Source organism: Syntrophomonas sp., from assembly GCF_028707975.1.
Taxonomy (GTDB): domain Bacteria; phylum Bacillota; class Syntrophomonadia; order Syntrophomonadales; family Syntrophomonadaceae; genus Syntrophomonas.
Genome location: NZ_JAQVZX010000005.1, coordinates 8544 through 33378, shown reverse-complemented (window position 1 = coordinate 33378; position 24835 = coordinate 8544). Strand labels below are relative to the sequence as shown.

Sequence of the window (24835 nt, the reverse complement as noted above, 5' to 3'; positions counted from 1 at the left end):
GCGACCGCAGGGTATGTAGGGAACGGCCCCCGGGTCGTTCCGAATCAGGCGCAACAACCTTAATAGCGACTGCAAAGCATTGTAAGGGCGGTCTTCGAGCTCCCGCTTTCACCTTCGCCAGCGTTTTGTATATTCATGCAGCCCTTATGCAACAAAAAAGGTTTTTGCAGTGGAGTCAATACTATAAAGGTCTACTGAAGTGGACAATGAATAATCATTTTGGGAAAAGAATTCGCCATAATGCTTAAAAGTCCTTTAAAAAACTTACTAATATGGAGTGAATTATATCACAACAATTCCCAAAAGGAAAAAAATTATCCTTGAGAATTCTGATTTACTTGAATAACTTCGGCGGTGAGAAGGAAAGAGAAAAGAGGAAAGAGGATTTATCAGTACATTAGGGGAACTGATACTCTTAAAAGACAATAACATCATGGGCCTATTTATCAGAAATTAATAGATGCAGGCGAAAAGGGAAGCTTGCATATATAACTTGCATATATAAAAAGACTAAAATACAATATACAGGGAAGGAGATGGGCTTTTGCAGCAGGATAACGGTAAACTTGACCTCATTGCCTCTAAAGCTTTTTCAAGCAACCTCGAAATGGTTCGGATTGTAGATTTTCTAAACAAAAGCCTTAAAGGCAAAAAAATAATGTTTGGTTTAAGCAAAGACAAGGAAAAAGAGCAGATGACCATCAGTATTTATGAATTTGAATAGCTTTGAGGTGAATTGTAATTGAGTAAAGAACTACGTGACTTTATTAAGGAAACCATAAGTATTATAGTTATCGCTTTTATTTTATCTTTGATCCTCAGGGCTTTCATTATAGAAGGAAGAGAAATACCCTCTGGTTCCATGCTGCAAACCCTGCAGGTTGATGACCGGGTCATGGTCAACAAGTTCATTTATCATTTTAAGGAACCGGTAAGAGGGGACATAGTAATTTTTGATCCCCCCGAAGAATTGAATTCCAGCAAGTATTTTATCAAGCGGGTAATTGGACTGCCCGGGGATAAGGTACAGATGAAAGAAGGCCGAGTGTTTGTTAATGATAAACCTCTGTCTGAGCCCTACCTGGCCGAGGAAATAAACTATCAATTTGGGCCGGTGGTGGTTCCCGAGGATAGTCTGCTGGTTCTGGGTGATAATCGTAATTATAGCTTTGACAGCCATATGTGGAACACCTGGTTAACCCGAGATCGGATTAAGGGCAAGGCTTTTATGATCTACTGGCCTTTGAATCATTTTACACTCCTGGAACGGGAGGTTTCTTTTGAATGAGGATTCTACTAACCAATGATGATGGAGTTCATGCTCGGGGAATTCAGGCTTTGATTGGAGAGCTGGGTTCCATAGCGGAAATCTTTGTTGCTGCTCCTGACCGCGAAAGAAGTGGAACCGGGCATTCCATTACCGTCTTTGAACCGATTAAAGTAGTTAAGGCCAAGCTGGCAGGAGTAAAGGCCAGTTGGGTAATCGGCGGTACTCCGGTTGATTGCGTCAAACTGGCCAGCAGCAAGTTAGTAGGGGATAAGATTGATCTGGTCGTCTCCGGAATTAATCATGGACCCAACCTGGGAACTGATGTATTGTATTCGGGGACGGTGTCTGCTGCCGTTGAAGGAGTAATCATGGGCTCACCTTCAATTGCTATATCTTTGAATTCCTTTGCAGCAGATATGGATTTTTCTTTTGCGGCCAATTTTACCCGCAAGGTGATTCAAATTCTTTTTAAAAATGGCATGGAGAAAAAGACCTTGTTGAATATAAATATTCCAGCGCTATGTCCCAAGGAAATTAAAGGTATCAGGATCACCCGTCTGGGGGTGAGAAATTATGAAAACCTCTTTGAAGAAAGGCGGGATCCGCGAGGCAACACCTATTTCTGGATGGGTGGAGGGGTGCTGGAGGAACCGCAGGAAGAGGACAGCGATGTAAATGCAGTACAACAGTCCTATATAAGTATAACTCCCATACATTTTGATTTGACTGATTACCGCTTGGTTGAGCAGTACAGGAAATCATTCAGCCAGTTCTCGCATTTACTGGGAGAAGCAAATGATATTCTTTAGTTTAATTTTGAACACGGCCATATTCTTTATAGCACTTAACCTTTCTTATATTAAAAAGAAGAGGGAAAACCCAGCTTATCCTGATAAACCCGTGAGCCAACTAATTCTCTTCCCATTGGCCTTAGGAGTGGTATTTACTCTTATAGTGGATGTTTTCAAGGGATTTATGCTTTATCAGCTACTTATTTTTTTGCTGGCCGCTCTGCTCCTGTATTGGATTTTCTATGTGCTTAAGAAAAGCTAGTATTTTAGTAAAAAGCTTTGATAGTTTTATTAAAGTATAGTACCATTTTTACAGTTGACTTTTAATAAACGAGGAGGTTGTTTGATGAAGGTTTACCCTAGTAGTAAAATCCGCAATATTGCTTTAGTAGGTCACGGAGGAACCGGAAAAACTTCGCTGGCAGAAGCAATGATTTATAATACAGGGGCTACCAAGAGACTGGGCAAGGTTGATGACGGCAACACTGTAGCGGATTTTTATCCCGAGGAAATTAAAAAGAAAATAACCATTAGCACAGCTTTGGTGCCTTGTGAATACAGGGATCATAAAATAAATATTCTGGATACTCCCGGTTACAGTGACTTCTACTTTGAAGTGACCGGTACTATGCGGGTAGCAGATTCCATGCTGGTACTACTCTCTGCCACTGCCGGTGTGGAAGTGCAAACAGAAGTCGTTTGGGAAGACTATCCTGCGGTTCCCAAGATCGCCTTCATAAATAAAATGGATCGTGAAAATGCTGATTTCTACAAAGTGCTGGATGATATGAAAAACAGATTTGCTGATAATATTGTTCCGGTACAAATACCTATTGGAACTGCGGAGAACTTCAAAGGGATAATTGACCTTTTAAAAATGAAGGCTCTAGTATTTGAATCTGGGAACGGGAAAATCAGCGAAGAAGAAATTCCCGCTGATATGATGGATGAGGCAGAGAGCTTTAAAGAAGCCCTGATTGAAGCTGCTGCTGAGGCCAATGATGACTTGCTGAGCAAGTATCTGGAGGGAGAAGAGCTTAATGACGAGGAGATTATGGAAGGGATTAAAGAAGCAGCAGTCAACGGCTTGTCGGTTTTTGTCTTCTGTGGATCAGCATTAAACAATATTGGTATCAGCCCCTTGATGGATTTTATAGTGAACTGTGGACCTGCTCCGGAGAGCAATCCTCTGGTAGCTGGTAAAGATGTGGAAAATGAAGCCATCGTGGCTCAAGTGTTTAAGACTATTGCTGATCCCTATATAGGAAGGCTGACCATGTTTCGTTTGTTTACCGGCCATTTAAAAGCTGATTCCGTAGTATATAATGCCAACAAGGAAAAGGACGAAAAAATTACCCAGCTATTGATAATGACCGGCAAAGAACAGGCTTCGGTTCCGGAGATACATGCTGGTGATATCGCAGCGGTGGCCAAACTCTCGGTTACTTCAACTGGAGACACGCTCACGGTCAAAGCCCAAGCAGTAATTATGGATCCTATTGAGTTTCCCGAGCCTACGCTGGGTATGGCCATTGAGCCTCGGAGCAAAGGCGATGAGGATAAGTTGAGCGGAGCTTTGCAGAGGCTTCTTGAGGAAGATCCCACTATCCGAGTAGAAAAGAATGTTGAAACCCGGCAAACAATTTTGAGGGCCATGGGTGATACTCATGTGGATATTGTTTTGGACAAGTTGTCTCGCAAATTTGGTGTGGATGTTATCAGCCGGGAAATGAGGATTCCCTATCGGGAAACCATTAAGGCTACGGTAGAGGCTGAAGGTAAACATAAAAAACAGAGTGGTGGGCATGGGCAATACGGTCATGTATTCGTAAAATTCGAACCCCATTACGAGGGAGATTTTGAGTTTGCCGAGAATGTTTTTGGAGGTTCGGTACCGCGCCAGTATTTTCCAGCGGTGGAAAAAGGACTGATTGAAGCCTTGGAAGAAGGGGTGCTGGCAGGCTATCCGGTAACCAATATCAAGGCTACCTTATTTGATGGTTCCTATCACTCTGTGGACTCTTCCGAAATGGCCTTTAAAATGGCAGCTCGATTAGCATTTAGAAAAGGTATAGAATCTGCCAAACCGGTTTTGCTGGAGCCGATTATGAATGTGCAGATAGAGGTTCCCGAAGCATATATGGGTGATATAATTGGGGATTTAAACAGCCGGCGGGGAAGAGTACAGGGAATGGAACCGGCAGGGAAGAAACAGCTTATTAAGGCTCAGGTTCCCCTGGCAGAAATGGCGCGTTATACTATTGATTTGAAGTCTATGACCCAGGGGCGCGGCAAGTTTAAAATGGAGTTTTCCAACTACGAAGAAGTGCCAGGCCAAAACGCTGAAAAAATTATAGAAAAAGCCAAACAGGAAAAAGAAGAAAAGGAAAAATAGCAGCTATTCAAACAGGGGACCTTAAAGGTCCCCTGTTTTCTATATACCTTAAAAAAGTAAATATACTCACTCGGCTACCTCAGTAGTGTCCGCAGGGTAAGGATGAAGCTGCTCACGCGAATTCTTATTGCCCGCCTCCCTTTCGCCTGCTATGCTAGCCTTAAACGGGTGTTGAATCCATGCGTCCCTTAGCGTTGCTTTACCCTAAAGGGGAAAAGTAAGCTTTCGTCAAGATAGTTTTGCCGGTCTATGAAATAGAAATAATAGTCTTTGGAGCAGGCGGGCTTTTGTTTTTGGTGCATTTCATATAAAATATAGACAATAAAAATAACTGCAGCCAGAGCCAGGAAAATAGCTGCAAAATAGAATGTATTATGACTTATAAAGAGAGCCCAAAATGAAAAGTGCAGAATAATGCAAGCCAGCAGTAACAAGCTGAAAAATATTTTATGTTCATTCAAAGCTTCTGCCTCCAGTTTTCTTTCTTGGATTATTTACTAATCGGAGCAGCTTAATACATGAAAGGAGTAGATTTGAACCGTTTTCCGGGAAAATGCTTATTAAAACGGTTCTAAGTGAGATTATGTCGAACTTGATTAATGGATTAATGAGCCCATTGCTTCCTTTGATTTCACAACCAGTAATAAAACAAATATTAATAGCAATTTTTGTGTTTATTTTTTTCTGGCTTCTAGGAAAATTATTTTACCGAAAAGTTCTCTCCTGGATCCTTCGCTTGTGCTATAAAAGCCAGAGCAACTGGGATGAAATAATCATTATTGCTTTGGGGAAACCATTGCAGCTTCTAATAATTGTTTTTGGACTCTATATGGCACTGGATATTCTATCTACCAACATTTCTCAAGAGCAATTACTCTTAAAGCTTTTTCGTTCCAGCCTGGTTGCCATTGTTGGTTGGGCTTTTTACCGCCTATCCGCCAGCACGACTCTCTTTTCTCAAAAAGCCCAGGAAAGATGGAATATTGACAGCATTCTAATACCATTAATATCCAAGACCTTGCATTTTCTTATTATTGCCCTGGTCATAATTATCATTGCTGGGGAATTGGGTTTTGATGTCAACGGTTTTATTGCTGGTTTAGGGCTGGGGGGTCTGGCCCTGGCTTTGGCGGCCAAAGATATGTTGGCTAATTTTTTTGCGGGTATGGTTATAGTTATGGAAAAACCATTCCTCATTGATGATTGGATTGAAACCCCAGGGGTCGAAGGGACAGTTGAGGATATATCTTTTCGTAGTACCAAAATTAGAAAATTTGATCAATCCCTGGTAACTGTTCCCAACTCCACCCTGGCTGCTCAAGCTATTACCAACTATAGCCGCAGGGGTAAACGTAGGATAAGCTTTTATTTAAACATGAACCGCAAAACACCTAAAGACGCCATAGAAAGCACTATCGCACACATTAAACAAATGCTTATTGAACACTCGGGTGTCCATTCCGAAACTATATTAGTGAATTTCGAATTTTTTGCTGAAAGTAGTTTTGATATTATGATATACTTCTTTACCAATACCACCGACTGGGCTGAGCACCTGACAATAAGACAGGATATTAACTTAAGGATAATAGGAATTTTAGAGGAGGAGGGGGTGGAAATCTCCTTCCCCAGCCGTAGCCTTTATTTTGCAGATGCAGGAAACATTAAGTCATAGTATCTAGGGAATTGTTAATATAAGTCTACTGATGAAACTAATGCAAAAGATCACTAGTATATCGGCGATAAGAAAGAGAACAGGGTTAATAGAGGTGTGTATCCTAAAAGCTTTTCATAGGGGCAGCCAGAAAAACAGAAACCGCGTAAAGCTACGCGGTATCAATATTCTTTATGGCAGGGGAGAGAGGAATCGAACCCCCAGCCCTCGGTTTTGGAGACCGATGCTCTGCCAATTGAGCTACTCCCCTGTATACTGTTTCTTTAGCAAAATTATTTTACCACAAACTACGAAACGATTCAATAGCTCTGAAGATATTCGGAACATCCTTTTTGTGGTCTCATTTTGTTATTTAATTCTGTTTTACCCCCATCCCCTTGACACAAAATTTTGGTTTTTGCTACTTGTGCAAGTCTTTTATTCTGAACAGCGTATGTCTATAATATAATAGCTTAATAATAGAACGCTGCCAGACACTTTAGTTGTAAACTTATTGGATTTCTGCATAGAATAATATTAGTCTTCAATGCCCCCATTTTCGGTGCTTGTGTCCTCAGGGCATGGGGGGTTAGAATACTTATACAAGCAAAATAATATTTATGATTTTTTTGCAGTTGCAGCGACAACAATAACCTTTAAAATATTAAGGGGTGAAAGAGTGAAAAGAGTACTGGTGCTGATGGGAGGTACTTCTGAGGAACGGGAGGTTTCCTTAAGAAGCGGAAAAGCTGTTTATGAGGGTCTAAGAGAAGCGGGATATGAAGTGGAAGCTTTAGACTTTACCCCTGAGACTATGCATCGGATAAAGGAAATTTCTCCAGATGTGGTTTTTATAACTCTGCACGGTAGAAATGGGGAAGATGGTACCGTTCAAGGTTACCTTGAACTTCTGGGAATACCTTACACGGGGTCTGGGGTTTTGGCCAGTGCTGTTTGTATGAACAAAGTAATGACCAAGAAACTCTTGGGCTTTGAAGGTTTGCCCAATGCTGATTTTCTGGTTATGAAAAAGAGACAGTTCAAAAAGGATTTATTTGACCCTGCCTTGCTAGTGGAAAACTTTGGTCTACCTCTGGTAGTTAAACCGGTTACTCAGGGTTCTAGCGTGGGTACATCGATTGTTAGGGAGGCCAATGATATTTTGCTGGCTTTAGAAATGGCTTTTTCCCTGGATGAAGAAATCCTGGTGGAAAAATTCATTGCCGGGGCTGAGCTTACTGTAACGGTATTGGGTAAAGAGCGTCTTAACGTATTGCCAGTAATTGAGATAGTACCCAGGAACGAATACTACGATTATGAATCCAAGTATATGCCGGGAATGTCGGATCATATAATACCCGCCAGAATCAGTGAACAGGAAAGAGAAAAGGTGGAGGAAATAAGCCGTAAAGCCTATGAGGCGGTGGGGTGCAGAGGTTATGCAAGGGTTGATTTGATACTTGACCGGGAAGGTAATCCATATATATTAGAAATTAATACGCTTCCAGGAATGACTGGCACCAGCCTGGTTCCTGATGCAGCCAGGGCAGCAGGTATCAGTTTTCCAGAATTACTTGAGCTTTTTGTTAAAATGGCTTTGGAGAATTAAAGTTTTCTTTAGGAGTAAAATCGCAAACTGGCTGAAGATATAAGCTGGTCTTGATGCAAGTCATGACCAGCTTTGTTTTGGGCAAATATAGTTAACATAATATATTTTATTTTACAAAAGAAAGTAGGGGGGTGAAGGGTATATTTTATGCAAACGACTGTATATTAAAAACTTTTTGCAGTGCCATCACTAATCAAATATAGAAAGGGCGGATAAGCTTCCTTGAAGTTAAGTTTCTGTTATAATTGTCCTAAGCAGTAACAGGGAGATGAAGTCTGAAAGAAATTCTTTCATTACGTTTTGTGCCTGAGCGAAGCGAAAGGAATGGATATAATCATGAATAATAAAATCATGAATAATAAATTAGAAGAAATAAGGAATAAGATTAATCACCGGGAAAGGCTATCGCGGGAAGACGGAATTTACTTATACCAAAGTAAAGATTTATTGGCTATCGGGGAAATGGCCCGCTCCAAAAAACATTTAATATCAGGTCCCCGGGTCTATTTCAATGTAAACCGGCACATAAACCTTACCAATATCTGCGTATCGCGCTGTCAATTCTGTGCTTTTGGAGTAGACGAAAATGGCAGTGCAGGCCCTTACTTAATGAGCCCGGAAGAGGCTTTTGCCTACGGGGCTGAAGCAGTTGACCATGGAATTACGGAATTCCATGTAGTAAGTGCTATGCACCCCCATATGGGACTTGATTACTATCTTGAGGTGATTTCCCGCCTGCATCAGGCCTTCCCTGATATTCACATTCAGGCATTTACCGCGGTGGAGATTTTTCATTTCTCCAAAATCAGTGGGCTATCGGTGCGTGAGGTACTTCAACATTTGAAGGATGCAGGACTCGGTTCAATTCCAGGTGGAGGCGCTGAAATCCTCAATGATAATATACGCCAGGAACTGTGCCCGCGCAAAGCTAGCAGTGATGAATGGTTAGATGTTCACCGAATTGCACACCGGATGGAAATAAAGACCAATTGTACCATGCTCTATGGTCACATTGAAAAGATTGAAGATAGGGTTGACCACCTGATTCGCCTGCGTGATTTGCAGGATGAGGCCCCTGGTTTTCAGGCATTTATCCCTTTACCCTTCCTTCCGGAAAATACCAAAATCAGCCACCTAAAGAGAACCGGAGCGGTTGATGATTTGAAGACCATTGCCATTTCACGTCTCCTGTTGGACAATATAGAGCATATAAAAGCCTTTTGGATTATGCTAGGGCTACCCGTGGCTCAGATTGCTTTGGAATTTGGAGCCGATGATATTGACGGGACTGTCGTGGAGGAAAGGATAATGCATGCTGCTGGAGCCAGTACAGAGAAGGGGATCAGCAAAGAAGATCTGGTACACATAATCAGAGAGGCTGGATGTATCCCAACGGAGAGAGATACCTTATATAACATTATCCGTGAGTTTTAGGGTTTTATTGCAGCACTTTTTAACAAAAAGGGTTTTATGAAGCAATTGCGAACGCAAATGCCTTATACCTGGAACGGCAGGAACAGACCCCCGCCGTTATTACAGTTTTTCAGAAGGGAGTCTAAGCTTATGCGACCGAGAGTTGGCCATATACAATTTATTAATTGTTTTCCTTTGTTTTATGGTTTGATAGAGAAAAAATTTCTATTGGAGATTGATTTAATTAAAGGTAATCCTTCTGATCTTAACCGGATGCTCCAGGAAAATCTCCTGGATTTGGCCCCTATACCTTCCATAGCGTATGCCCGGAATTACCAGGATTATGTGCTTATGCCCGACATATCGATAAGTTGTGACGGAGAAGTGAAGAGCATTTACTTTTTTTCCAAAGTACCCATAAATGAACTGCATCATAAGAAAGTGGCCCTTACCAATACTTCTGCTACTTCGCAGGCCCTGCTGCGTGTGATTCTAGCCCGCTACTACAATATTCAACCGGAGTACTTTTCCTCTGCTCCAGAACTGGGAGCCATGCTTTTGGAAGCTGATGCAGCACTACTGATTGGGGATGATGCTCTGAGAGCTCGTTACAAGAACCAGGATCGCCTGTACATTTATGACCTGGGTGAGGAATGGAAGAAGTTTACTGGCTTGCCTATGGTATTTGCGCTCTGGGCGATTCGAAAGGACTTTGCCGGCAAGAACCGAGAGCAGTTAAAAATTATTAAGCAGACCTTTACCGAATCGATAAAATTTAGCCTGGAAAATGTTCGGGATGTGGCAGAAAAAGCCTCACAATGGGAAGATTTTGGCGCCGATTATTTGGTAGACTATTTTCGCTGTTTACGCTTTGACTTTGATTTCAGCAAACAGGAAGGTTTACTGGAATACTATCGCCAGGCGAAAAATCAGGGTCTTTTAGATGAGGTGCCGCCACTGGAAATACTGGATATTTGAGCGGAGGACGGAAGGCGGAGAGAGGTGTCAGTGACTATTAAGCAGCGAATAAAGGGGATTATGGATGGGCGGCGCATGAGCGATAAAGATTTCCTGCTATTGTATGAGCAAGGAGAGCTTCTGGAGATAGGACAGGCCGCTAACCTGAAAAGGGAAGAAAGGTTTGGCAATAACCAGGCCACTTTTATTATTGACCGGAATATCAACTACAGCAATATTTGTTCATGTAAATGCCGCTTTTGTGCCTTTTACCGGGACAAGGAGGATGCAGATGCTTATGTGATAAGCCAGGAAAGCCTTTTTGCCAAGATTGATGAAGCCATAAAGCTGGGAGCTACCCAGCTTATGATTCAGGGTGGGCTTAACGAAGATCTGGATATAAGGTATTTTGAAGAAATGTTTAGCAGTATCAAAGCCCGTTATGATATTTGTATTCATTCTTTGACCGCTCCAGAGATTGCTTTTATTGCTCGAATTTCCGGGCTAAATATAAGAGAAACACTCTTGCGCCTAAAAGCGGCCGGTCTGGATTCACTTCCTGGCGGCGGGGCCGAGGTTTTGCATGATGAGGTGCGTAAAGAGATTAGTCCCAATAAGATTAGCAGCCGGCAATGGCTGGAAGTAATGAAAATCGCCCATGAAATCGGTATGGAGACGACCGCTACCATGATGATGGGGAGTGTCGACCAGCTTGAACACCGGGTTGCTCACCTGCGGATGATAAGAGATTTGCAGGACGAAACTGGAGGGTTCAGAGCATTTATCCCCTGGACTTATCAACCGGGTAATAATGAACTGATGGGGCGCAAAATGTATCCGGTGCAGTACCTGAAATTTCTGGCTTTGTCCCGGCTCTACCTGGATAATTTTGTTCACATCCAGGGCTCCTGGGTTACCCAGGGGGATCGAGTCGGGCAGGTTTCATTGTTTTTTGGCGCTGATGACCTGGGCAGTATTATGATAGAAGAAAATGTGGTTCGTTCGGCAGGTCTGGAATACAAAATGAAGAAAGAAGAAATGATTGATCTTATAAGCGGAGCAGGTAGAATTCCTGCTCTACGGGATACTGAATATCGGATTTTAGAGGTGTTTTAACTATCCTTCCTGCTTTAACGTTTATCATCAGCACTAGTGCTGGGTATGGGGATTAATATAATATTATCAATATGTAATGTCAGAGAGGAGTTAGATAGGCAGGTGGAAGTTCCTTGCAGTGAGCTGGCCTTTATCGGCGGATCCAGCAGTTTAAGTATTGAGGTTCCAGAAAGTCTGAGCTTGGATTATGTTCAGGTTCTGGAAAAAGGGCTGATTTTTTCTACTCCATATGGTCTGAGCCCCGAGTTCAAGCTGATTAATATTAAAGGAGCGGAAGAAGACCGGAGAGTCTTAAGCTGCCGGATGCATGGCTGGCGAAGCGGGATCAGCAGGGCCGATGCTTCGCGTCAGGTTTTTTGGGTATTGCGGCAAGCAGGGGTTAAAAGAGTACTGGCTGAAGGCGGGGTAGGTGCAGTAAATCACCTGCTCAAACCTCGGGATCTAGTTATACCCCATGATTATATGGACTTTTCCATGCGGAAAGATGTAGGATTAGATGAACGCTACCTTTTAATAATGCGTAAGGCTCTTTGTGGAGATATGAGGGAACACCTGGTGGCCTTGCTGGAGAAAAGTTGGAAGCATCGGGTCTTCGACCGGGGAATATATGTTAATACCGATGGTCGACATTTTGAGAGTCCATCAGAAGTGGCGTTTTTCAAAATGGCCGGGGGTGACATAGTGGGGCAGAGTATTTGCCCTGAAGTATACCTGGCGCGGGAGATTGGGGCTTGTTACGCGGGGTTGTACCTGGTGGTAAACTATGCCGAAGGAATTGTTAGCCCGTGGGAGCATGAAGAACTTACCGATATATTTTTTAACGAAAGCTATGTCCTGGCTAGAACGGTCTTTGATTTCTTTAGAACCTTGCCCCATAATCAAAGATGCAATTGTGCTGACCTGCGTAAGGAGACTCTCTTGAAAGAAGTATATAAATAAGGGGTATACAGCAGCTTCGTTGCTGTATACCTATCAAAAGGCTGTCCCCCTGACAGCTTGGAATGCACCTGTGACACACCCTGCTAGATAGGAATTTTGGAGGAGGTTGGATATGCAAAAAACATCGAGCACTACCAAACTGGTAATTTTTCTTGTGGTTGTGGGGCTACTATCTTTTCTGGCCAGCCTATATGTGGACTGGTTATGGTTTCAATCGGTTAACTTCTCGAGTGTCTTTTCTATCATATTGCTTAACAAGATAGGTTTGTATCTATTTATTTTCCTGGCCACAGCTTTGCTTTTTGCTTTCAACCTGCGTTTGACCAGAAGTCACCTGGGACCTATCGAAGAACCTGCCTTCGAAGACGAAGAGGGGCGGGTTATCTATCTTGACGATGAGGCAAAGTCTCCCTGGAAGGAGTTTTTGCGGGGAAAATCCTCCCGCTGGCTCTACCTGGGTATTAGCCTTTTTGCTGCTTATTTGGTCAGCTCGGTAGTTGCTGATAACTGGATAGTAGTTCAACAGTATATTAACCGAGTGCCTTTTGGAACCACTGATCCTATTTTTAATAAGGATTTAGGCTTCTATTTCTTCAACCTGACTTTCTACAAGTTTGCCTACGGTACCTTGATTATGGCCCTGATATTATTGTTAATAACCTTGGGAGCAATCTATCTTATAAATGCTTCCACGGATCTTCTGTTTGGCAACTGGAGACAGTTTAGCTTTGCCAAAGGTCACCTGGCTACTCTGCTGGCAGTGATATTTTTACTGAAAGCCTGGGGTTACAAGCTGGCTGCCTATGATATACTTTTTTCCTCGACCGGCGTTGTCTATGGAGCTACCTATAGTGACATTTTTGCCCGTCTGCTCAGCTACCGCATTCTCCTGGTGTTATCGCTAATCATTGCGGTGATTATTCTGGCCAACATTTTTGTCAAGAAATTTAATTGGATTTTGATAAGTCTGGGTGCCTGGGTACTGGTGGCCTTTCTGATGGGAAGTGTATATCCTTCAATGATGCAAAAATTAGTGGTACAGCCTAATGAGTTTAACAAAGAAAAACCCTATATTGAAAACGCTATTAAATATACCCGCCAGGCCTACGGCCTGGATCGGGCAGAAAACCGGAAGTTCAAGATTAACTATAATCTGGATATTTCCGACTCCAGCCATCAGAGCACCATAGATAATATTCGCCTCTGGGATTGGCAGCCTCTGCGAACCACTTACAAGAACTTGCAGCAGCTCAGGAGTTATTATGTTTTTGATGATGTTGATGTCGATCGCTATACGGTAGATGGTAAGTACCGGCAACTCATGCTTTCGGTGCGGGAGATAGACCAGGAGGAACTGCCCCAGCAGGCCAAGACCTGGATAAACCAGCGCTTAATGTACACTCACGGTTATGGCCTGGTGGTTAGCCCGGTCACCGAAGTGGCCGAGGAGGGTTTTCCCGAATTTTATGTAAAAGATATACCACCGCGCTTTAGCACCGATTTGAGAATAGAACGGCCGGAAATATATTTTGGAGAGAAAACCGACAATTATGTAATAGTAAACACCAAGCAAAAAGAATTTGATTACCCGGCAGGGGAAAAGAATGTTTATAGCCGATATGAGGGAGAGGATGGGATAAAGATCAAGTCTTTTGCCCGCCGTCTTCTTTTCGGCTGGGTCTTAAAAGATTATAAAATGCTGTTATCCTCGGATATTACCAATGAGAGCCAGGTCTTAATAAACCGCAATATTCTGGATAGAGTGCAAAAAATAGCACCTTACCTGAGCTATGATGGCGACCCCTATATTGTGATAAACAAGGATGGCAAGCTTTACTGGATTTTAGATGCTTATACCATTTCTGACAAATATCCGTACTCGGAACCTTTTGACAAGCAGCATCACAATTACCTGCGCAATTCAGTAAAGGTAGTATGTGATGCTTATACCGGAAAGATGAACTTTTATATTGCTGATGAATCGGATCCCATTATAAAAACCTATAGCCGGATATTTCCTAAGGTTTACCAGCCTCTGAGCACTATGCCCGAGAGCTTGCGCAGCCATTTGCGCTACCCGGTGGATATGTTTTCTGTTCAGGCGCAGATGTACCGAACCTTCCATATGACTGATCCGTCCGTGTTTTACAACAAGGAAGACCCCTGGTTGATACCCAATGAGACGGTTGAGGATAAGCAGGTGAAGATGGAGCCATATTACCTGGTTATGCGCTTGCCTGAAGCGGAAAAGCCAGAATATATTTTGATGATGCCTTTTACTCCCAAGAGCCGGGCTAATATGGTGGGTTGGATGTGCGCGCGCATGGATGGGGAGAATTATGGCAAGATGCTGGTCTATAATTTCCCCAAACAGGAAACCATATATGGGCCGGAGCAAATCGAATCCCGAATCAATCAAAATACAGATATAGCTCAGCAGCTAAGTCTCTGGGATCAGAGAGGTTCCCGGGTATACCGTGGTAATCTGCTGATTATTCCTATGGGCAATTCCGTATTATATGTGGAACCCCTTTACCTCCAGGCGGAAAATAACCGCTTGCCGGAATTAAAACGGGTGATTGCCGCTTTCGAAAACAAGGTGGTAATGGAGCCATCGCTTGAGCTGGCTTTGCTTAAATTATTTGGTGAAGACCAGCGCGTAGAAAGCCAGCAACCAGGAGTGGTGGTTAGCCAGGGAGATCTTCCCGTGGCCACTGTAGCTGAACTGGCCAAGTCAGCCCGGGAATACTACGACCGGGCCAACCAGCTCTTGCGGGATGGAGATTGGGCCGGCTATGGGGAGAATATCAAGAAGCTAAATGAAACCATCAGCCGCCTGGAGGAAACAGTAAAACCATAAAGACCAGGGAAAAGTATAATGTGAAAAATGACATTTTTCATAAATTATTTGTGTGGACAGCGGTAGTAGCGAAATGGAGGTTTGGATGAATCATAGTTTGCGGATAGTCTGCCTGGGGGATAGTATTACCTATGGTTTCCCCTGGGGACCGCAGGCCTCATGGGTGACTATGCTGGATGAGGTCCTGGAGGGAGAAGTGATTAACCAGGGAATAAACGGTAATACCACTTCGAACATGCTGGCGCGCTTCGAAAGGGCTGTCTTGAAGTATAATCCCAGCCATCTCATTCTTATGGGCGGGACTAACGATATTATTTGTGGAGAGTCATTCGATCGCATCACCTGGAACATGCGTGAGATGGTGGAGCGGGCCGAGAAGGAAAAGATTAAAGTGGTGCTAGGGATACCCACTGCAGTGGATGAACCGTACGGGGAAAAACTTTTGGTTCGGTTGCGCGCCTGGATGAGGGATTTGGCTACGCAAAAGGGTCTGCAGATTATTGATTTTTCCCGCCCTTTTTATGATGACAAAGGGCGGGTCAGGAGCGATTTGCTGCTGGCCGATGGGGGACATCCCAGCCGGGCTGGTTACCAGGCCATGTTTGCCCAAATCGATCCCAAAATATTTAGCGATTGACATCCCCACTTCCAACTTCCCACCTCTCAGATGCTGGCGGGAACATCAGCTGGGGGTAACGGCGTTACACTTATGGTCTCAAAAGCCTCGCTCCCTGGCTTAAAAAATTTAACCTGGGCCGTATTTTCTTTCCTGGCATCACTGTACCTGGCTACTATGGCGGCGGCCTGGTTGATTTCATCTGCTTTTAGACCAGCAAATCCCCGTAAGAGGCCCAGAGGTCCGGGACGATCCAGAACTTTGAAAAGATAATCGTCTCCCCGGGAGATTTTTTGAATGCTTTCATTTTCCGAGTGATTCCTACCTACAGCCAGCAAGGTTCTTTCCCCCAGATAAAAATGGCGTCCCAGTTTTAGGATTTCCATTTCCCCTGGTTCCAGCTCCGGTTTCACTTCCAACATTTTCTTCAGACGGCGGCTAAAATTGGCTTCTGTCAACAAACAGCCCCCGGCAGGCGTGGGGTAGTCAAAAATCCCTAGTTTTTCAGCTAATTCAATCTGCCGGGTTCTACCACGACCGCTTATGTCCATCAGTTGCTCACGGTCAACCCAGCCTTCTATTTCCGGGATAGTCGCTGGCAGCAGCCGAGCCGAAAGAGGCCTGAGTATCAGACTCCGAAAGCCTGATAGTTTGTCTACCGCATTAAGAGCGGAGCGATTCTGACTCATAGGCCTTTGTCCCAAAACCTCACCGCTAATCAGGAAACTGGCTTCAAGCTTTTGCATAAATTCTCCGGCTTTTCTAAGCATAAAACCATGGCAGTCAATACAGGGATTTAAATTTTTACCATAACCATAAACCGGGGTTTTTAGTACCTCTTCTATGTATTCCTGTCCGGTATCCAGGACAAATAATTGAATTCCCAGTGCTTTGGCAGCCAGGTGAGTGGCGCGGTTCGCTCCGAAAAAGGGGCTGGAGAAATTAACCCCGATGACAGTCACACCCTGATTTTTAACCAAAGCGGCGGCCAATTGAGAATCCAAGCCACCGGAAAAAAGACATACTGCTTTCAATATACTCTTCCTTTCCTAAACTTTATCAAAATCTTCATCGCTTATAACCTTTATACCATTTTGTTTCAATAGAGCGGTGCTTACTCCATCACCGGAGCGTAGTCGTGAATTAAAGCTGCCATCATAGATGCTTCCTGCTCCGCAGGAAGGACTGCGGCTTTTAAGGATGGCCGAACGGACTCCGCCCAAACGAGCGAGCTCCAGAGCTCTATAGGCTCCCTGTACAAAATATGGGCTCAGGTCATTACCGGTTGCATCTATTACCCGGGCCTGATTCCGGAGTACATCTTCTCCGCTTCCGCCTATTATTTCCGCCGGGCAGCGGGGAGTTGACAAGCCTCCCAATTCCTCCGGGCAAACGGGAATAAGCTGCTTGTTTTTCCACAAATCAAAAAAATAGGGATCAAAATTATTACCCCCGTTGTATTTGCAGTTAATTCCGCAGAGACATGCACTGATAAGCTTCATATAAATAATTCTCTCCTAAAAGTCTAATCTAGTTAACTCCCCATGGCCAGGGGGCACAACCTCTCATGCCCTGAGGCCACAATCTCCGATAAAGTAAGCTTTCCCCTTAAGCTCTGTTCCTCACTCTTTAATTTCAGCAAAACAGTCCTTTTTTATGAAAGATGTTTACTCATTATTAGCAAAGGAGATATTGCTTTCATATTATATGATACAAAACAAACACTGTGGGGTTAAGTAAATATGAAAGATTTTATAATGCCAGTTGTTAAATACAGATCTAAGCAGGATGAAAAGCAATTAATAATGAGCAGTGATCTGGTTGCCCACCTGGGTATGGGAGAGGAGCAGAACATAAAATTACAGGTGGGCCAGACCCATATGAATATGGATTTAAAAGTAAATGCGGCGGAAAAAAGCCGCAACACCATCATAATTAATGCAAACCTGGCGCGGAAGCTGCATATTTATCCCAACCGCAAATATGCGGTTAGTGGCCGGGGTACGATAATTCAGATTGGGCCGGTGGTGGGAATCATGGCTGAGACCTCCCGAATTTCCAAAAAGCCGTTTGGAGGTCAGAGTTTCTTTATTAAGCAGCTTCTCCAAAGTGGCCAGGCCCTGGGACAAATATGTTTTGCCTTTAGTCCTTTTAGTATTGACTGGAAAAGCAAGAGCATTCATGGCTATAGCTGGGGGGAAAATGGTTGGATTCAAGGGCACTTTCCCCTTCCTGATGTTATCTACCCGCGAGAAAAAGCTTATTCCCCGGTGAAGCTGAACATCAGAAAGAAATTGGAGAATATGGGCGTAAGATTCTTAAATCCCGCACTTGTTGGTAAATGGCAGACCTACCGGGTAATTACCCAGAATCCCAGTCTGGTTCCCTATATTCCAGATACCCGTCTGGTAAATAGTTTCAGCCAGGTGGATAGAATGATAAAAAAATACAATGCGGTTTATCTCAAACCGATAGCAGGCTCCCAGGGAAGAAATATCGTTCGGGTGGTAAAAAAGAAAAATGATACTTCCTACCAGTATCAGTACCAATTAAATGGGCGCTTAATCAAGGGAAGCGCCTCCAGCCTGGCCCAATTACGGAGTTGTCTGAAACCGGTAATGGGAAATCGTACTTATATAGCGCAGAAACAGATAAATCTCCTGCAGTCGGCGGGTAATATTATTGATGTCAGGATTCTGGTCCAAAAGGATCATAGCGGGAATTGGGATGTTACTGGTATGGCTTGTCGCGTGGGCAGACCCGGTTCCATTACCAGTAATATATCAGCGGGGGGAAGTGGGCGGAAGTTGGAGACTACCTTGAAAGAAAAGTTTCCCGATAAGGAAAAACAACAGGAAATAATTGAGAGATTGCGCTTCGTAGCAGTGGAAGCCTGCCGTACTCTGGAAGGGACCATAGGACCCTGTGGAGAGATGGGGGTGGATATAGGTATTGATAAAGGAGGAAAGGTCTGGTTCATTGAAGCTAATTTAAGACCCGCCCGGCAGGTATTTACTTTGATTGGGGAAAAGAATACCCGCCTGCTTTCAGTCAAGAGGCCTATGTTATATTGCCGCTACCTGGCCGGATTCTAGTTTTAGTTTATTACTTTAGAGGAGTTTTTTTATGAATACTGTTGGGAGAATCTATATTTCCAAGGTTTTGATGAAGAAAATTGCTTTGCCGGCTCAAAGTGAAATAAAAGTCAGGGTTGGTAGTCTGCTGGTTAACAGTGAATTGATAATACAGGATCTTAAGAAAAAATCATATATGCTTTCCCCATCTCTGGCTCGAGCCCTTTATATAAAAAAACGAAAGCGCATGAAATTGCGTTATGATCAGCGGGAAAATATTATTCACCTGGGACCGACCATAGGCATACTTTCCACCTTTTTACCCAACCGGGGAGAACATGACCCATTGAGTATGCAGGCTGAACTAATATTTCTCAGCAATATCAGCAAGACCCTGGCTGGTCAGGTATATGTCTTTACCCCAGGATCCATAAACTGGTCAAATAACACTGTCAGGGGCTATGTTTACAAGCAAATATCTCCGGAACGGGGGTTCTGGATACCCCATATTTATCCTTTGCCTGATGTTGTATATGACCGCATTCCAAGCCGTAGCAGTGAAGCACGATCATTGATTAGGAATACCAAAAACAAACTATGCCAACTACCCCATTTAAAATACTTCAATCCATCTTTTTTAAATAAGTGGAGAGTATATCAAATCCTGATTAATGATCCCCGTTTGCATCCTTATATACCCGAAACCCGGGTGCTGACAGCAGAGAATCTTAAGGATTTGCTGAGCAAGTACGAATTGCTTTACCTGAAACCAGCGAATGGCAGCCTGGGGAAGGGAATAATAAAAGTAAAGCGCGATGAAAAAGGCTCCTTGCACTTTGTTACCAACGGCAGAAGGAAAATTAGGAGTTCGGCCGACAGTGTTGCGGATTTAATGAAAAAGACCAAAATTTATCGGGGCAAAAGGGCTTATATAGCTCAGCAGGGGATATTCCTGGCCAGCTATAAGGGTTTACCCTTTGATCTGCGTATTGTCTATCAAAAGAACGCCCAGGGAGTCTGGCAGATCAGTAAGAGTTTTGTACGAGTGGCTGCCCGTGGAAGCAGCGTTTCCAACCTGGCCAGCGGTGGCAGAGTGGAAAAAACCAAACATGTACTCAAGTATCTGTATAAGAAAAGTTCACTGGTTGAAGAAAAGAACCAGCAAATAAAACTGCTCTGCCAGCAGGTAGCTGAAGCCCTGGAGAAAATTAGCCAGGCCAATTATGGAGAATTGGGCCTGGACATCGGTTTGGATAAAAATGGCGCACCCTGGCTTATAGAAGTCAATTCCAAGCCCCGTAAAACTACGGAAAGTGAAGTTTCACAGGTAATCGTAAAAAACACCTTTCGCCGGCCCTTGGAATACAGCACTTATCTAGCGGGCTTTTGATAAGGAAAGTGAGGGGTGAGGGCATTTTCCATCTTGCTGCCCCATATACGCCAATAAAACAACTTGAGGGATATGAACTGTAACCGCAATTGTTATATAATAATAGATAATGACTCCACTGCAAAAAGTAATAAATATGCATTAGTGTGCATAAATATACCGCTCAGCACCCATAATAGCGACCGCAGGGTGTAGGGAACGACCCCCGTGTCGTTCCGAATCAAGCGCAACAACTAGCGACCGCAAGGCATTGTAGGGGCGGTCTTCGACCGCCCGCTTTCACCTTCACCAACGCTCGTTTTGTATATTCATGCAACCCTTATGCAACAAAAAGGTTTTTTTGCAGTGACATCAAGATAATTAGTTGTGAAAGGAAGTGGAAAGGCGAATGGAAACGAGAACTGGATCATCAAAGACACTTAAGTTGCTGGTAATTGTGTTGGCAGTAGTTATTGGAGGCGCCTACCTGGTATTTTGCAATTACTACGCAGGTGATGAAAGTAAAATCCAGGCGCAGGCCACCACCAACCAAACAGCCAATACTGTGGTGCTGGGTCCTGCCAGCGTTGCGGATATGGTAGAAAAAGCCAGTCCGGCAGTAGTGAACATTGAAACCACCGTAATAGGAAAAAGTTTTGGAGGCAATGAATTTTTCAACGATCCCTTCTTCAGACAGTTTTTCGGTAATGAGATGGTGATTCCCCGGCAGAATGAACAGCATGGTATCGGAACCGGCTTTATTATAAATGAAGAGGGTTATGTGGTAACCAACCAGCATGTAATAGACGGGGCCAGCGAAATAACCGTCAACTTCAACGGCAATAAAAAGTACCAGGCCCGGGTAGTAGGGCAGGACTATGAATTGGACTTGGCGGTTCTAAAGATAGATGCCAAAGAGAAATTGGCCACTTTGAAGATGGGTAATTCTGATGCCATGCGGGTGGGAGAATGGGTAGTGGCCATCGGCAATCCTTACGGATTAGATCATACTGTAACTGCTGGAGTAGTCAGTGCCAAAGGTCGCCCCATTCAAATTGAAAACCGGCCATACAAGAATTTGATTCAGACCGATGCCGCCATAAACCCGGGAAATAGCGGCGGACCCCTTCTAAGTACTAAAGGTGAAGTAATCGGTATTAATACAGCGGTTGATGCGCAGGCACAGGGTATTGGTTTTGCCATTTCCATAAATACCGCCAAGGAGGTATTGGACGAGCTAATTAGTAAGGGTAAGGTGATTAGACCATACATTGGAGTATGGCTGCAGCCGGTAGATGAGAAGCTGGCTGCTTATCTTGGAGTCAAGCAAGCTGAAGGTATGGTAGTAGCCAATGTAGTGGCAGGTGGTCCCGCAGCTCAAGCTGGTTTACAGAAGTATGATGTAATTCTTAAGGTAGATAAGAAAAAAATCAGCAACTATGATGAACTGCAGGAGATATTGAAAAGCAAACGGGTGGGTGATAAAGCCCTGCTAGAGATTATCAGGAATCAAAAACCCCTGCTGGTAACGGTTAACCTGGCTGAAAAGCCAGCAAACTAACAGGATAAAGCATACCGGCGGAGAATAAGATTATATAAGCCAGGTTCAGGTGGGCTGAGATCCCACCTTCTTGTTTTCGTACAAGGCACAGGAGATTTTTTTCAATAACTTTAAAGGATCGACTCTCAGCAACTTATACTTTTTCGCAACTCGGGGAATAAAGCTGTTCGCAGATTTCTAGGGTAAGGAGGCATCACAATGAAAGAAATTCGTCAAATAGGAATACTAACTGGTGGAGGCGATTGCCCGGGATTGAACGCGGTAATACGCGCTATTTCCAAAACAGCTATCAACTACGGGGTAGAGGTAATTGGCTTTATAGACGGTTTTAAGGGACTGGTGGAGAATCGTTATATGCAACTGGACTTGCGCACGGTCTCGGGAATTAGTCACACTGGTGGTACTATTCTTGGTACCAGCAATCGGGATAACCCCTTTCAATTTTTTACTATAAGTGATGGAGCCCCCCAGCACAGCGATGAATCTGATCGGGCCATTGCCAACATGGAGCATTTGGGACTGGATGGATTAGTGGTAATAGGGGGTGATGGAAGCCTGAATATAGCCGATCGTTTTTCGGAAAAAGGAGTAGCAATTGTAGGTGTACCCAAAACAATTGATAACGATTTATCGGCAACCGATGTTACCTTTGGCTTTAATACTGCGGTAAATACTGCTTCAGAAGCTTTGGATAGGCTCCACACCACAGCCGAATCGCATCACCGGGTGATGGTTCTGGAAGTTATGGGACGCTATGCCGGATGGATTGCACTTCATGCAGGTATCTCCGGTGGGGCTGATGTTATATTGATTCCAGAGATACCCTATAATATGGATGCTGTAATAAGCAAAATAACGCAGCGTTACCGCCAGGGGAAGAATTTCAGCATTATTGTGGTGGCTGAAGGAGCGCTTCCCGAACATGGAGAAATAGTTATCAGAAATCTGGTGGCTACCAGCCATGATCCCATTAGATTAGGGGGAATAGGCCAGAAAGTGGCTGAAGATATTGGTAATCACTTGAATAATATTGAAGTAAGGGTGACGGTTCTGGGCCATTTACAGCGAGGAGGTTCTCCTATTCCCTATGACCGGATACTTTCCACTCGTTACGGTGTAGCCGCCATGGATGCTTTTATGGCGGGACAATTTGGTACCATGGTTAGCCTGCGGGGGGATATGATAGCTGCTGTACCGATTAAGGAGGCCATAAAGGAAATACGAAAAGTACAACCGGAAAGCGAGATGGTAAGGGCAGCCCGGGCTGTAGGTATAAACTTTGGGGATCTATATTAGGCTTTTATATAAAAAATTGTGTAGAAGTGGGTCAGGATGGGAGGAGTTAGTTTGGGATGAAAAAAATTGCCGTATTGGGTGCTGGGATAATGGGCGCTGGTATTGCCCAGGTCCTCGCTCAGGGAGGACACACCGTAATCATGCGGGACTTACAGATGACCCTGGTCAAGGATGGACTTCAGACCATAGAAAAGAACCTTGAGAAAGGAATAGCGAAAGGAATTTTACTTAAAGAGCAAAAGAAAATAATAATGAGTCGGATTCATGGTTCCACTGATTTGGCCGATCTGCACGATGTTGACCTGGTGATTGAGGCTGTAGTAGAAAACATGGCCATAAAGAAACAAATCTTCGCCGAACTGGACAACTTGTGTTCATACCATACCATATTGGCTACCAATACCTCGTCTCTTTCCATAGCGGAAATAGCATCCTCTACCCGCAGACGGGACAGAATAGTGGGCCTGCACTTTTTCAATCCGGTTCCGATGGTAAAATTAGTGGAAGTAATAAAAGGAATCGACACCTCTCCAGAAACATTGGAAATAGCGCGGGATTTTGTCCAGAACCTGGGGAAGCATCCGGTGCTTGTAAATATGGAGAGCCCCGGCTTTGTTGTCAACCGCATCCTGATTCCTTATTTAAATGAAGCTATATGGGTATACGGGGAGGGAATAGCAGAGAAAGAGGAAATAGACCTGGCTATGAAGTTAGGGGCGGGTATGCCCCGTGGTCCCCTGGAACTGGCAGACTCAATTGGCTTGGATTTATTATTTGACAGCCTTCAGGTTTTTTATGAGGAATTCAGAGACTCCAAATACCGGCCGCACATTCTTTTATCTACCTTGGTTCGGGCAGGCTATTGGGGTAAAAAAAGTGGACGGGGCTTTTATAATTATCGTGATTAAATAATCCGCTTTATCAAAAAGTGAGGGCATTATACTAAATATTTCTCAACTTGGCAGGTCAATAATATAGCACAATAATACATAAAGATATTGTATAGTAGAGGAGGAGTTTTATTATGGCTTACAAGACCGAGAACGCTTTAGGACTATTCTTTGGCTTATTGATGGGAGTGCTTATATTTGGATTTACCTTCTGGGGAATCGACTTCTCCCTTGGGGCTGATGATCGTACCCTGAAAATAATGCTGTATATTCCTGCCTACCTTTTTTTGGCATTTTATCTGTTCTTAATAGTTGGGCTTATTAATATGGGCTATCGAATTGAGGAATCGGGCCTTACTATTAAGTGGGGGTTGTACTCTGTTACCCTACCTTGGACCGAAATCGATGAGCTTTTTCAGGTGCAAGGCAGGGGTAACATATTCTCAATGCTCGGAGCCAGTTGGCCTGGATATATGGTGGGACTTTATTCAGTAAAGGGCTTGGGCCTGGCAAGAATGTTTGCTACTACTCCCCAAAAAGGTTTTATTTACTTAAAGACTGCTTGCGGATTTTACGGCATAACCCCGGCTGATAAGGAAATGATAAAGGCCATAGCCGACAAGGCCAACAAAGAAGTGCAAGTGGTAGATATGGATGAGATATCGGAGGAAATTAAGGGGAAGAATATTCAAGATGATCGGTTTTATAAGATATTGTTTAACCTTAACCTATTTTTTCTTTTACTCTTTGCGGCCTACCTGGCCATCTTCTTCCCCGGCTCAGGTGCACCCCCGTCTATAATTCTATTACTGGTCCTGGCAGTAGCATTGTTCTTCTTTGGTATTGGTAATGCCGGGCGCTTGTATCAATTCAGTGAACAGGGAGGCTGTATTTTGCTTCTGCTAACGCTGGCGGTAACTGGAATATTTTTTATTCTGTCCTTATCAGAAATTACTTTGAGGTAATTTGAAAAGTACGGAGTGAGGTAGGTACTCCTGGTGCTCCCCGGCACTCAGCGTTAATTA

Annotated in this window: 21 protein-coding genes and 1 tRNA gene; 18 read left to right on the top strand and 4 right to left on the bottom strand. The window is 43.8% G+C overall.

The genetic code is table 11. The features are described 5' to 3' along the window. Positions 1-544: 544 nt before the first annotated feature. The 4 genes from PHP87_RS01435 (at position 545) to fusA (ending at position 4456) form a co-directional block, all read left to right on the top strand. On the top strand, positions 545-724 hold the full coding sequence (locus PHP87_RS01435) for a YpmA family protein (protein ID WP_299917626.1): 180 nt from the start codon (positions 545-547) through the stop codon (positions 722-724). 18 nt (positions 725-742) lie between these two features. Beyond that, positions 743-1288 carry a signal peptidase I gene (gene lepB / locus PHP87_RS01430; RefSeq protein WP_299917623.1) on the top strand — a complete coding sequence of 182 codons (546 nt, stop codon included), beginning with the start codon at positions 743-745 and terminating at the stop codon, positions 1286-1288. Continuing rightward, the gene (gene surE, locus PHP87_RS01425) at positions 1285-2079 is read left to right on the top strand and encodes a 5'/3'-nucleotidase SurE (RefSeq protein WP_299917619.1); all 795 of its coding nucleotides are present in this window, start codon (positions 1285-1287) and stop codon (positions 2077-2079) included. Before lepB ends, surE begins: the two co-directional genes overlap by 4 nt. Before the next feature lie 328 nt (positions 2080-2407). Then, the gene (gene fusA / locus PHP87_RS01420) at positions 2408-4456 is read left to right on the top strand and encodes an elongation factor G (protein WP_299917616.1); all 2049 of its coding nucleotides are present in this window, start codon (positions 2408-2410) and stop codon (positions 4454-4456) included. Positions 4457-4644: 188 nt separating this feature from the next. Here fusA and PHP87_RS01415 read toward each other — a convergent pair whose 3' ends face one another. Next, the gene (locus PHP87_RS01415; RefSeq protein WP_299917614.1) at positions 4645-4917 is read right to left on the bottom strand and encodes a hypothetical protein; all 273 of its coding nucleotides are present in this window, start codon (positions 4915-4917) and stop codon (positions 4645-4647) included. Positions 4918-5192: 275 nt separating this feature from the next. On the opposite strand from PHP87_RS01415, the gene PHP87_RS01410 reads away from it, so the two are divergent. After that, a complete protein-coding gene (locus tag PHP87_RS01410; protein WP_299917612.1) occupies positions 5193-6131 on the top strand; it encodes a mechanosensitive ion channel family protein in 939 nt (312 codons plus the stop codon). 174 nt (positions 6132-6305) lie between these two features. On the opposite strand, the gene PHP87_RS01405 is transcribed toward PHP87_RS01410, so the two are convergent. Continuing rightward, positions 6306-6381 (bottom strand) — tRNA-Trp (locus PHP87_RS01405). Positions 6382-6789: 408 nt separating this feature from the next. Between PHP87_RS01405 and PHP87_RS01400 the strand changes: the two genes are divergently transcribed. From PHP87_RS01400 to PHP87_RS01370, 7 genes are all read left to right on the top strand, one after another. After that, the gene (locus PHP87_RS01400; RefSeq protein WP_299917609.1) at positions 6790-7719 is read left to right on the top strand and encodes a D-alanine--D-alanine ligase; all 930 of its coding nucleotides are present in this window, start codon (positions 6790-6792) and stop codon (positions 7717-7719) included. Positions 7720-8055: 336 nt separating this feature from the next. After that, positions 8056-9153, top strand: coding sequence for an aminofutalosine synthase MqnE (gene mqnE, locus PHP87_RS01395; RefSeq protein WP_299917607.1), 1098 nt, complete (start codon positions 8056-8058; stop codon positions 9151-9153). A gap of 129 nt (positions 9154-9282) precedes the next feature. Beyond that, positions 9283-10110, top strand: coding sequence for a menaquinone biosynthetic enzyme MqnA/MqnD family protein (locus PHP87_RS01390; protein WP_299917604.1), 828 nt, complete (start codon positions 9283-9285; stop codon positions 10108-10110). Between the two features lie 24 nt (positions 10111-10134). Beyond that, positions 10135-11205: a cyclic dehypoxanthinyl futalosine synthase gene (gene mqnC / locus PHP87_RS01385; RefSeq protein WP_299917602.1), complete on the top strand. Its 1071-nt coding sequence runs from the start codon at positions 10135-10137 to the stop codon at positions 11203-11205. Positions 11206-11307: 102 nt separating this feature from the next. Next, complete coding sequence (locus PHP87_RS01380; protein WP_299917600.1) at positions 11308-12144, top strand: MTAP family purine nucleoside phosphorylase; 837 nt, start codon at positions 11308-11310, stop codon at positions 12142-12144. 112 nt (positions 12145-12256) lie between these two features. Beyond that, a complete protein-coding gene (locus PHP87_RS01375) occupies positions 12257-15004 on the top strand; it encodes a UPF0182 family protein (protein WP_299917598.1) in 2748 nt (915 codons plus the stop codon). Positions 15005-15089: 85 nt separating this feature from the next. Continuing rightward, on the top strand, positions 15090-15641 hold the full coding sequence (locus tag PHP87_RS01370; protein ID WP_299917595.1) for an SGNH/GDSL hydrolase family protein: 552 nt from the start codon (positions 15090-15092) through the stop codon (positions 15639-15641). Positions 15642-15667: 26 nt separating this feature from the next. Here PHP87_RS01370 and PHP87_RS01365 read toward each other — a convergent pair whose 3' ends face one another. Then, the gene (locus tag PHP87_RS01365) at positions 15668-16654 is read right to left on the bottom strand and encodes a tRNA 4-thiouridine(8) synthase ThiI (RefSeq protein WP_299917592.1); all 987 of its coding nucleotides are present in this window, start codon (positions 16652-16654) and stop codon (positions 15668-15670) included. 15 nt (positions 16655-16669) lie between these two features. After that, positions 16670-17122 (bottom strand): DUF523 domain-containing protein, encoded by a 453-nt coding sequence (locus tag PHP87_RS01360; protein WP_299917589.1) that lies wholly within the window; start codon positions 17120-17122, stop codon positions 16670-16672. A gap of 240 nt (positions 17123-17362) precedes the next feature. Between PHP87_RS01360 and PHP87_RS01355 the strand changes: the two genes are divergently transcribed. The 6 genes from PHP87_RS01355 (at position 17363) to PHP87_RS01330 (ending at position 24775) form a co-directional block, all read left to right on the top strand. Continuing rightward, on the top strand, positions 17363-18715 hold the full coding sequence (locus tag PHP87_RS01355; protein WP_299917587.1) for a YheC/YheD family protein: 1353 nt from the start codon (positions 17363-17365) through the stop codon (positions 18713-18715). A gap of 31 nt (positions 18716-18746) precedes the next feature. Then, a complete protein-coding gene (locus PHP87_RS01350; RefSeq protein ID WP_299917586.1) occupies positions 18747-20084 on the top strand; it encodes a YheC/YheD family protein in 1338 nt (445 codons plus the stop codon). Between the two features lie 388 nt (positions 20085-20472). Beyond that, positions 20473-21624, top strand: coding sequence for a trypsin-like peptidase domain-containing protein (locus tag PHP87_RS01345; protein WP_299917583.1), 1152 nt, complete (start codon positions 20473-20475; stop codon positions 21622-21624). Positions 21625-21822: 198 nt separating this feature from the next. Continuing rightward, a complete protein-coding gene (locus PHP87_RS01340) occupies positions 21823-22920 on the top strand; it encodes a 6-phosphofructokinase (protein ID WP_299917581.1) in 1098 nt (365 codons plus the stop codon). A gap of 56 nt (positions 22921-22976) precedes the next feature. Next, positions 22977-23828, top strand: a complete 852-nt coding sequence (locus PHP87_RS01335) for a 3-hydroxyacyl-CoA dehydrogenase NAD-binding domain-containing protein (RefSeq protein ID WP_299917579.1) — start codon at positions 22977-22979, stop codon at positions 23826-23828. Positions 23829-23944: 116 nt separating this feature from the next. After that, positions 23945-24775: a PH domain-containing protein gene (locus PHP87_RS01330; protein ID WP_299917576.1), complete on the top strand. Its 831-nt coding sequence runs from the start codon at positions 23945-23947 to the stop codon at positions 24773-24775. The last annotated feature ends 60 nt before the right edge of the window (positions 24776-24835 follow it).

What these genes read in the sequence shown, in the direction of transcription:
- surE (WP_299917619.1), top strand. Translation starts at nt 1,285, where the DNA reads ATGAGGATTCTACTAACCAATGATGATGGAGTTCATGCTCGGGGAATT.
- fusA (WP_299917616.1), top strand. Translation starts at nt 2,408, where the DNA reads ATGAAGGTTTACCCTAGTAGTAAAATCCGCAATATTGCTTTAGTAGGT.
- mqnE (WP_299917607.1), top strand. Translation starts at nt 8,056, where the DNA reads ATGAATAATAAAATCATGAATAATAAATTAGAAGAAATAAGGAATAAG.
- PHP87_RS01390 (WP_299917604.1), top strand. Translation starts at nt 9,283, where the DNA reads ATGCGACCGAGAGTTGGCCATATACAATTTATTAATTGTTTTCCTTTG.
- PHP87_RS01375 (WP_299917598.1), top strand. Translation starts at nt 12,257, where the DNA reads ATGCAAAAAACATCGAGCACTACCAAACTGGTAATTTTTCTTGTGGTT.
- PHP87_RS01370 (WP_299917595.1), top strand. Translation starts at nt 15,090, where the DNA reads ATGAATCATAGTTTGCGGATAGTCTGCCTGGGGGATAGTATTACCTAT.
- PHP87_RS01360 (WP_299917589.1), bottom strand. Translation starts at nt 17,122, where the DNA reads ATGAAGCTTATCAGTGCATGTCTCTGCGGAATTAACTGCAAATACAAC.
- PHP87_RS01355 (WP_299917587.1), top strand. Translation starts at nt 17,363, where the DNA reads ATGAAAGATTTTATAATGCCAGTTGTTAAATACAGATCTAAGCAGGAT.
- PHP87_RS01350 (WP_299917586.1), top strand. Translation starts at nt 18,747, where the DNA reads ATGAATACTGTTGGGAGAATCTATATTTCCAAGGTTTTGATGAAGAAA.
- PHP87_RS01345 (WP_299917583.1), top strand. Translation starts at nt 20,473, where the DNA reads ATGGAAACGAGAACTGGATCATCAAAGACACTTAAGTTGCTGGTAATT.
- PHP87_RS01340 (WP_299917581.1), top strand. Translation starts at nt 21,823, where the DNA reads ATGAAAGAAATTCGTCAAATAGGAATACTAACTGGTGGAGGCGATTGC.
- PHP87_RS01335 (WP_299917579.1), top strand. Translation starts at nt 22,977, where the DNA reads ATGAAAAAAATTGCCGTATTGGGTGCTGGGATAATGGGCGCTGGTATT.
- PHP87_RS01330 (WP_299917576.1), top strand. Translation starts at nt 23,945, where the DNA reads ATGGCTTACAAGACCGAGAACGCTTTAGGACTATTCTTTGGCTTATTG.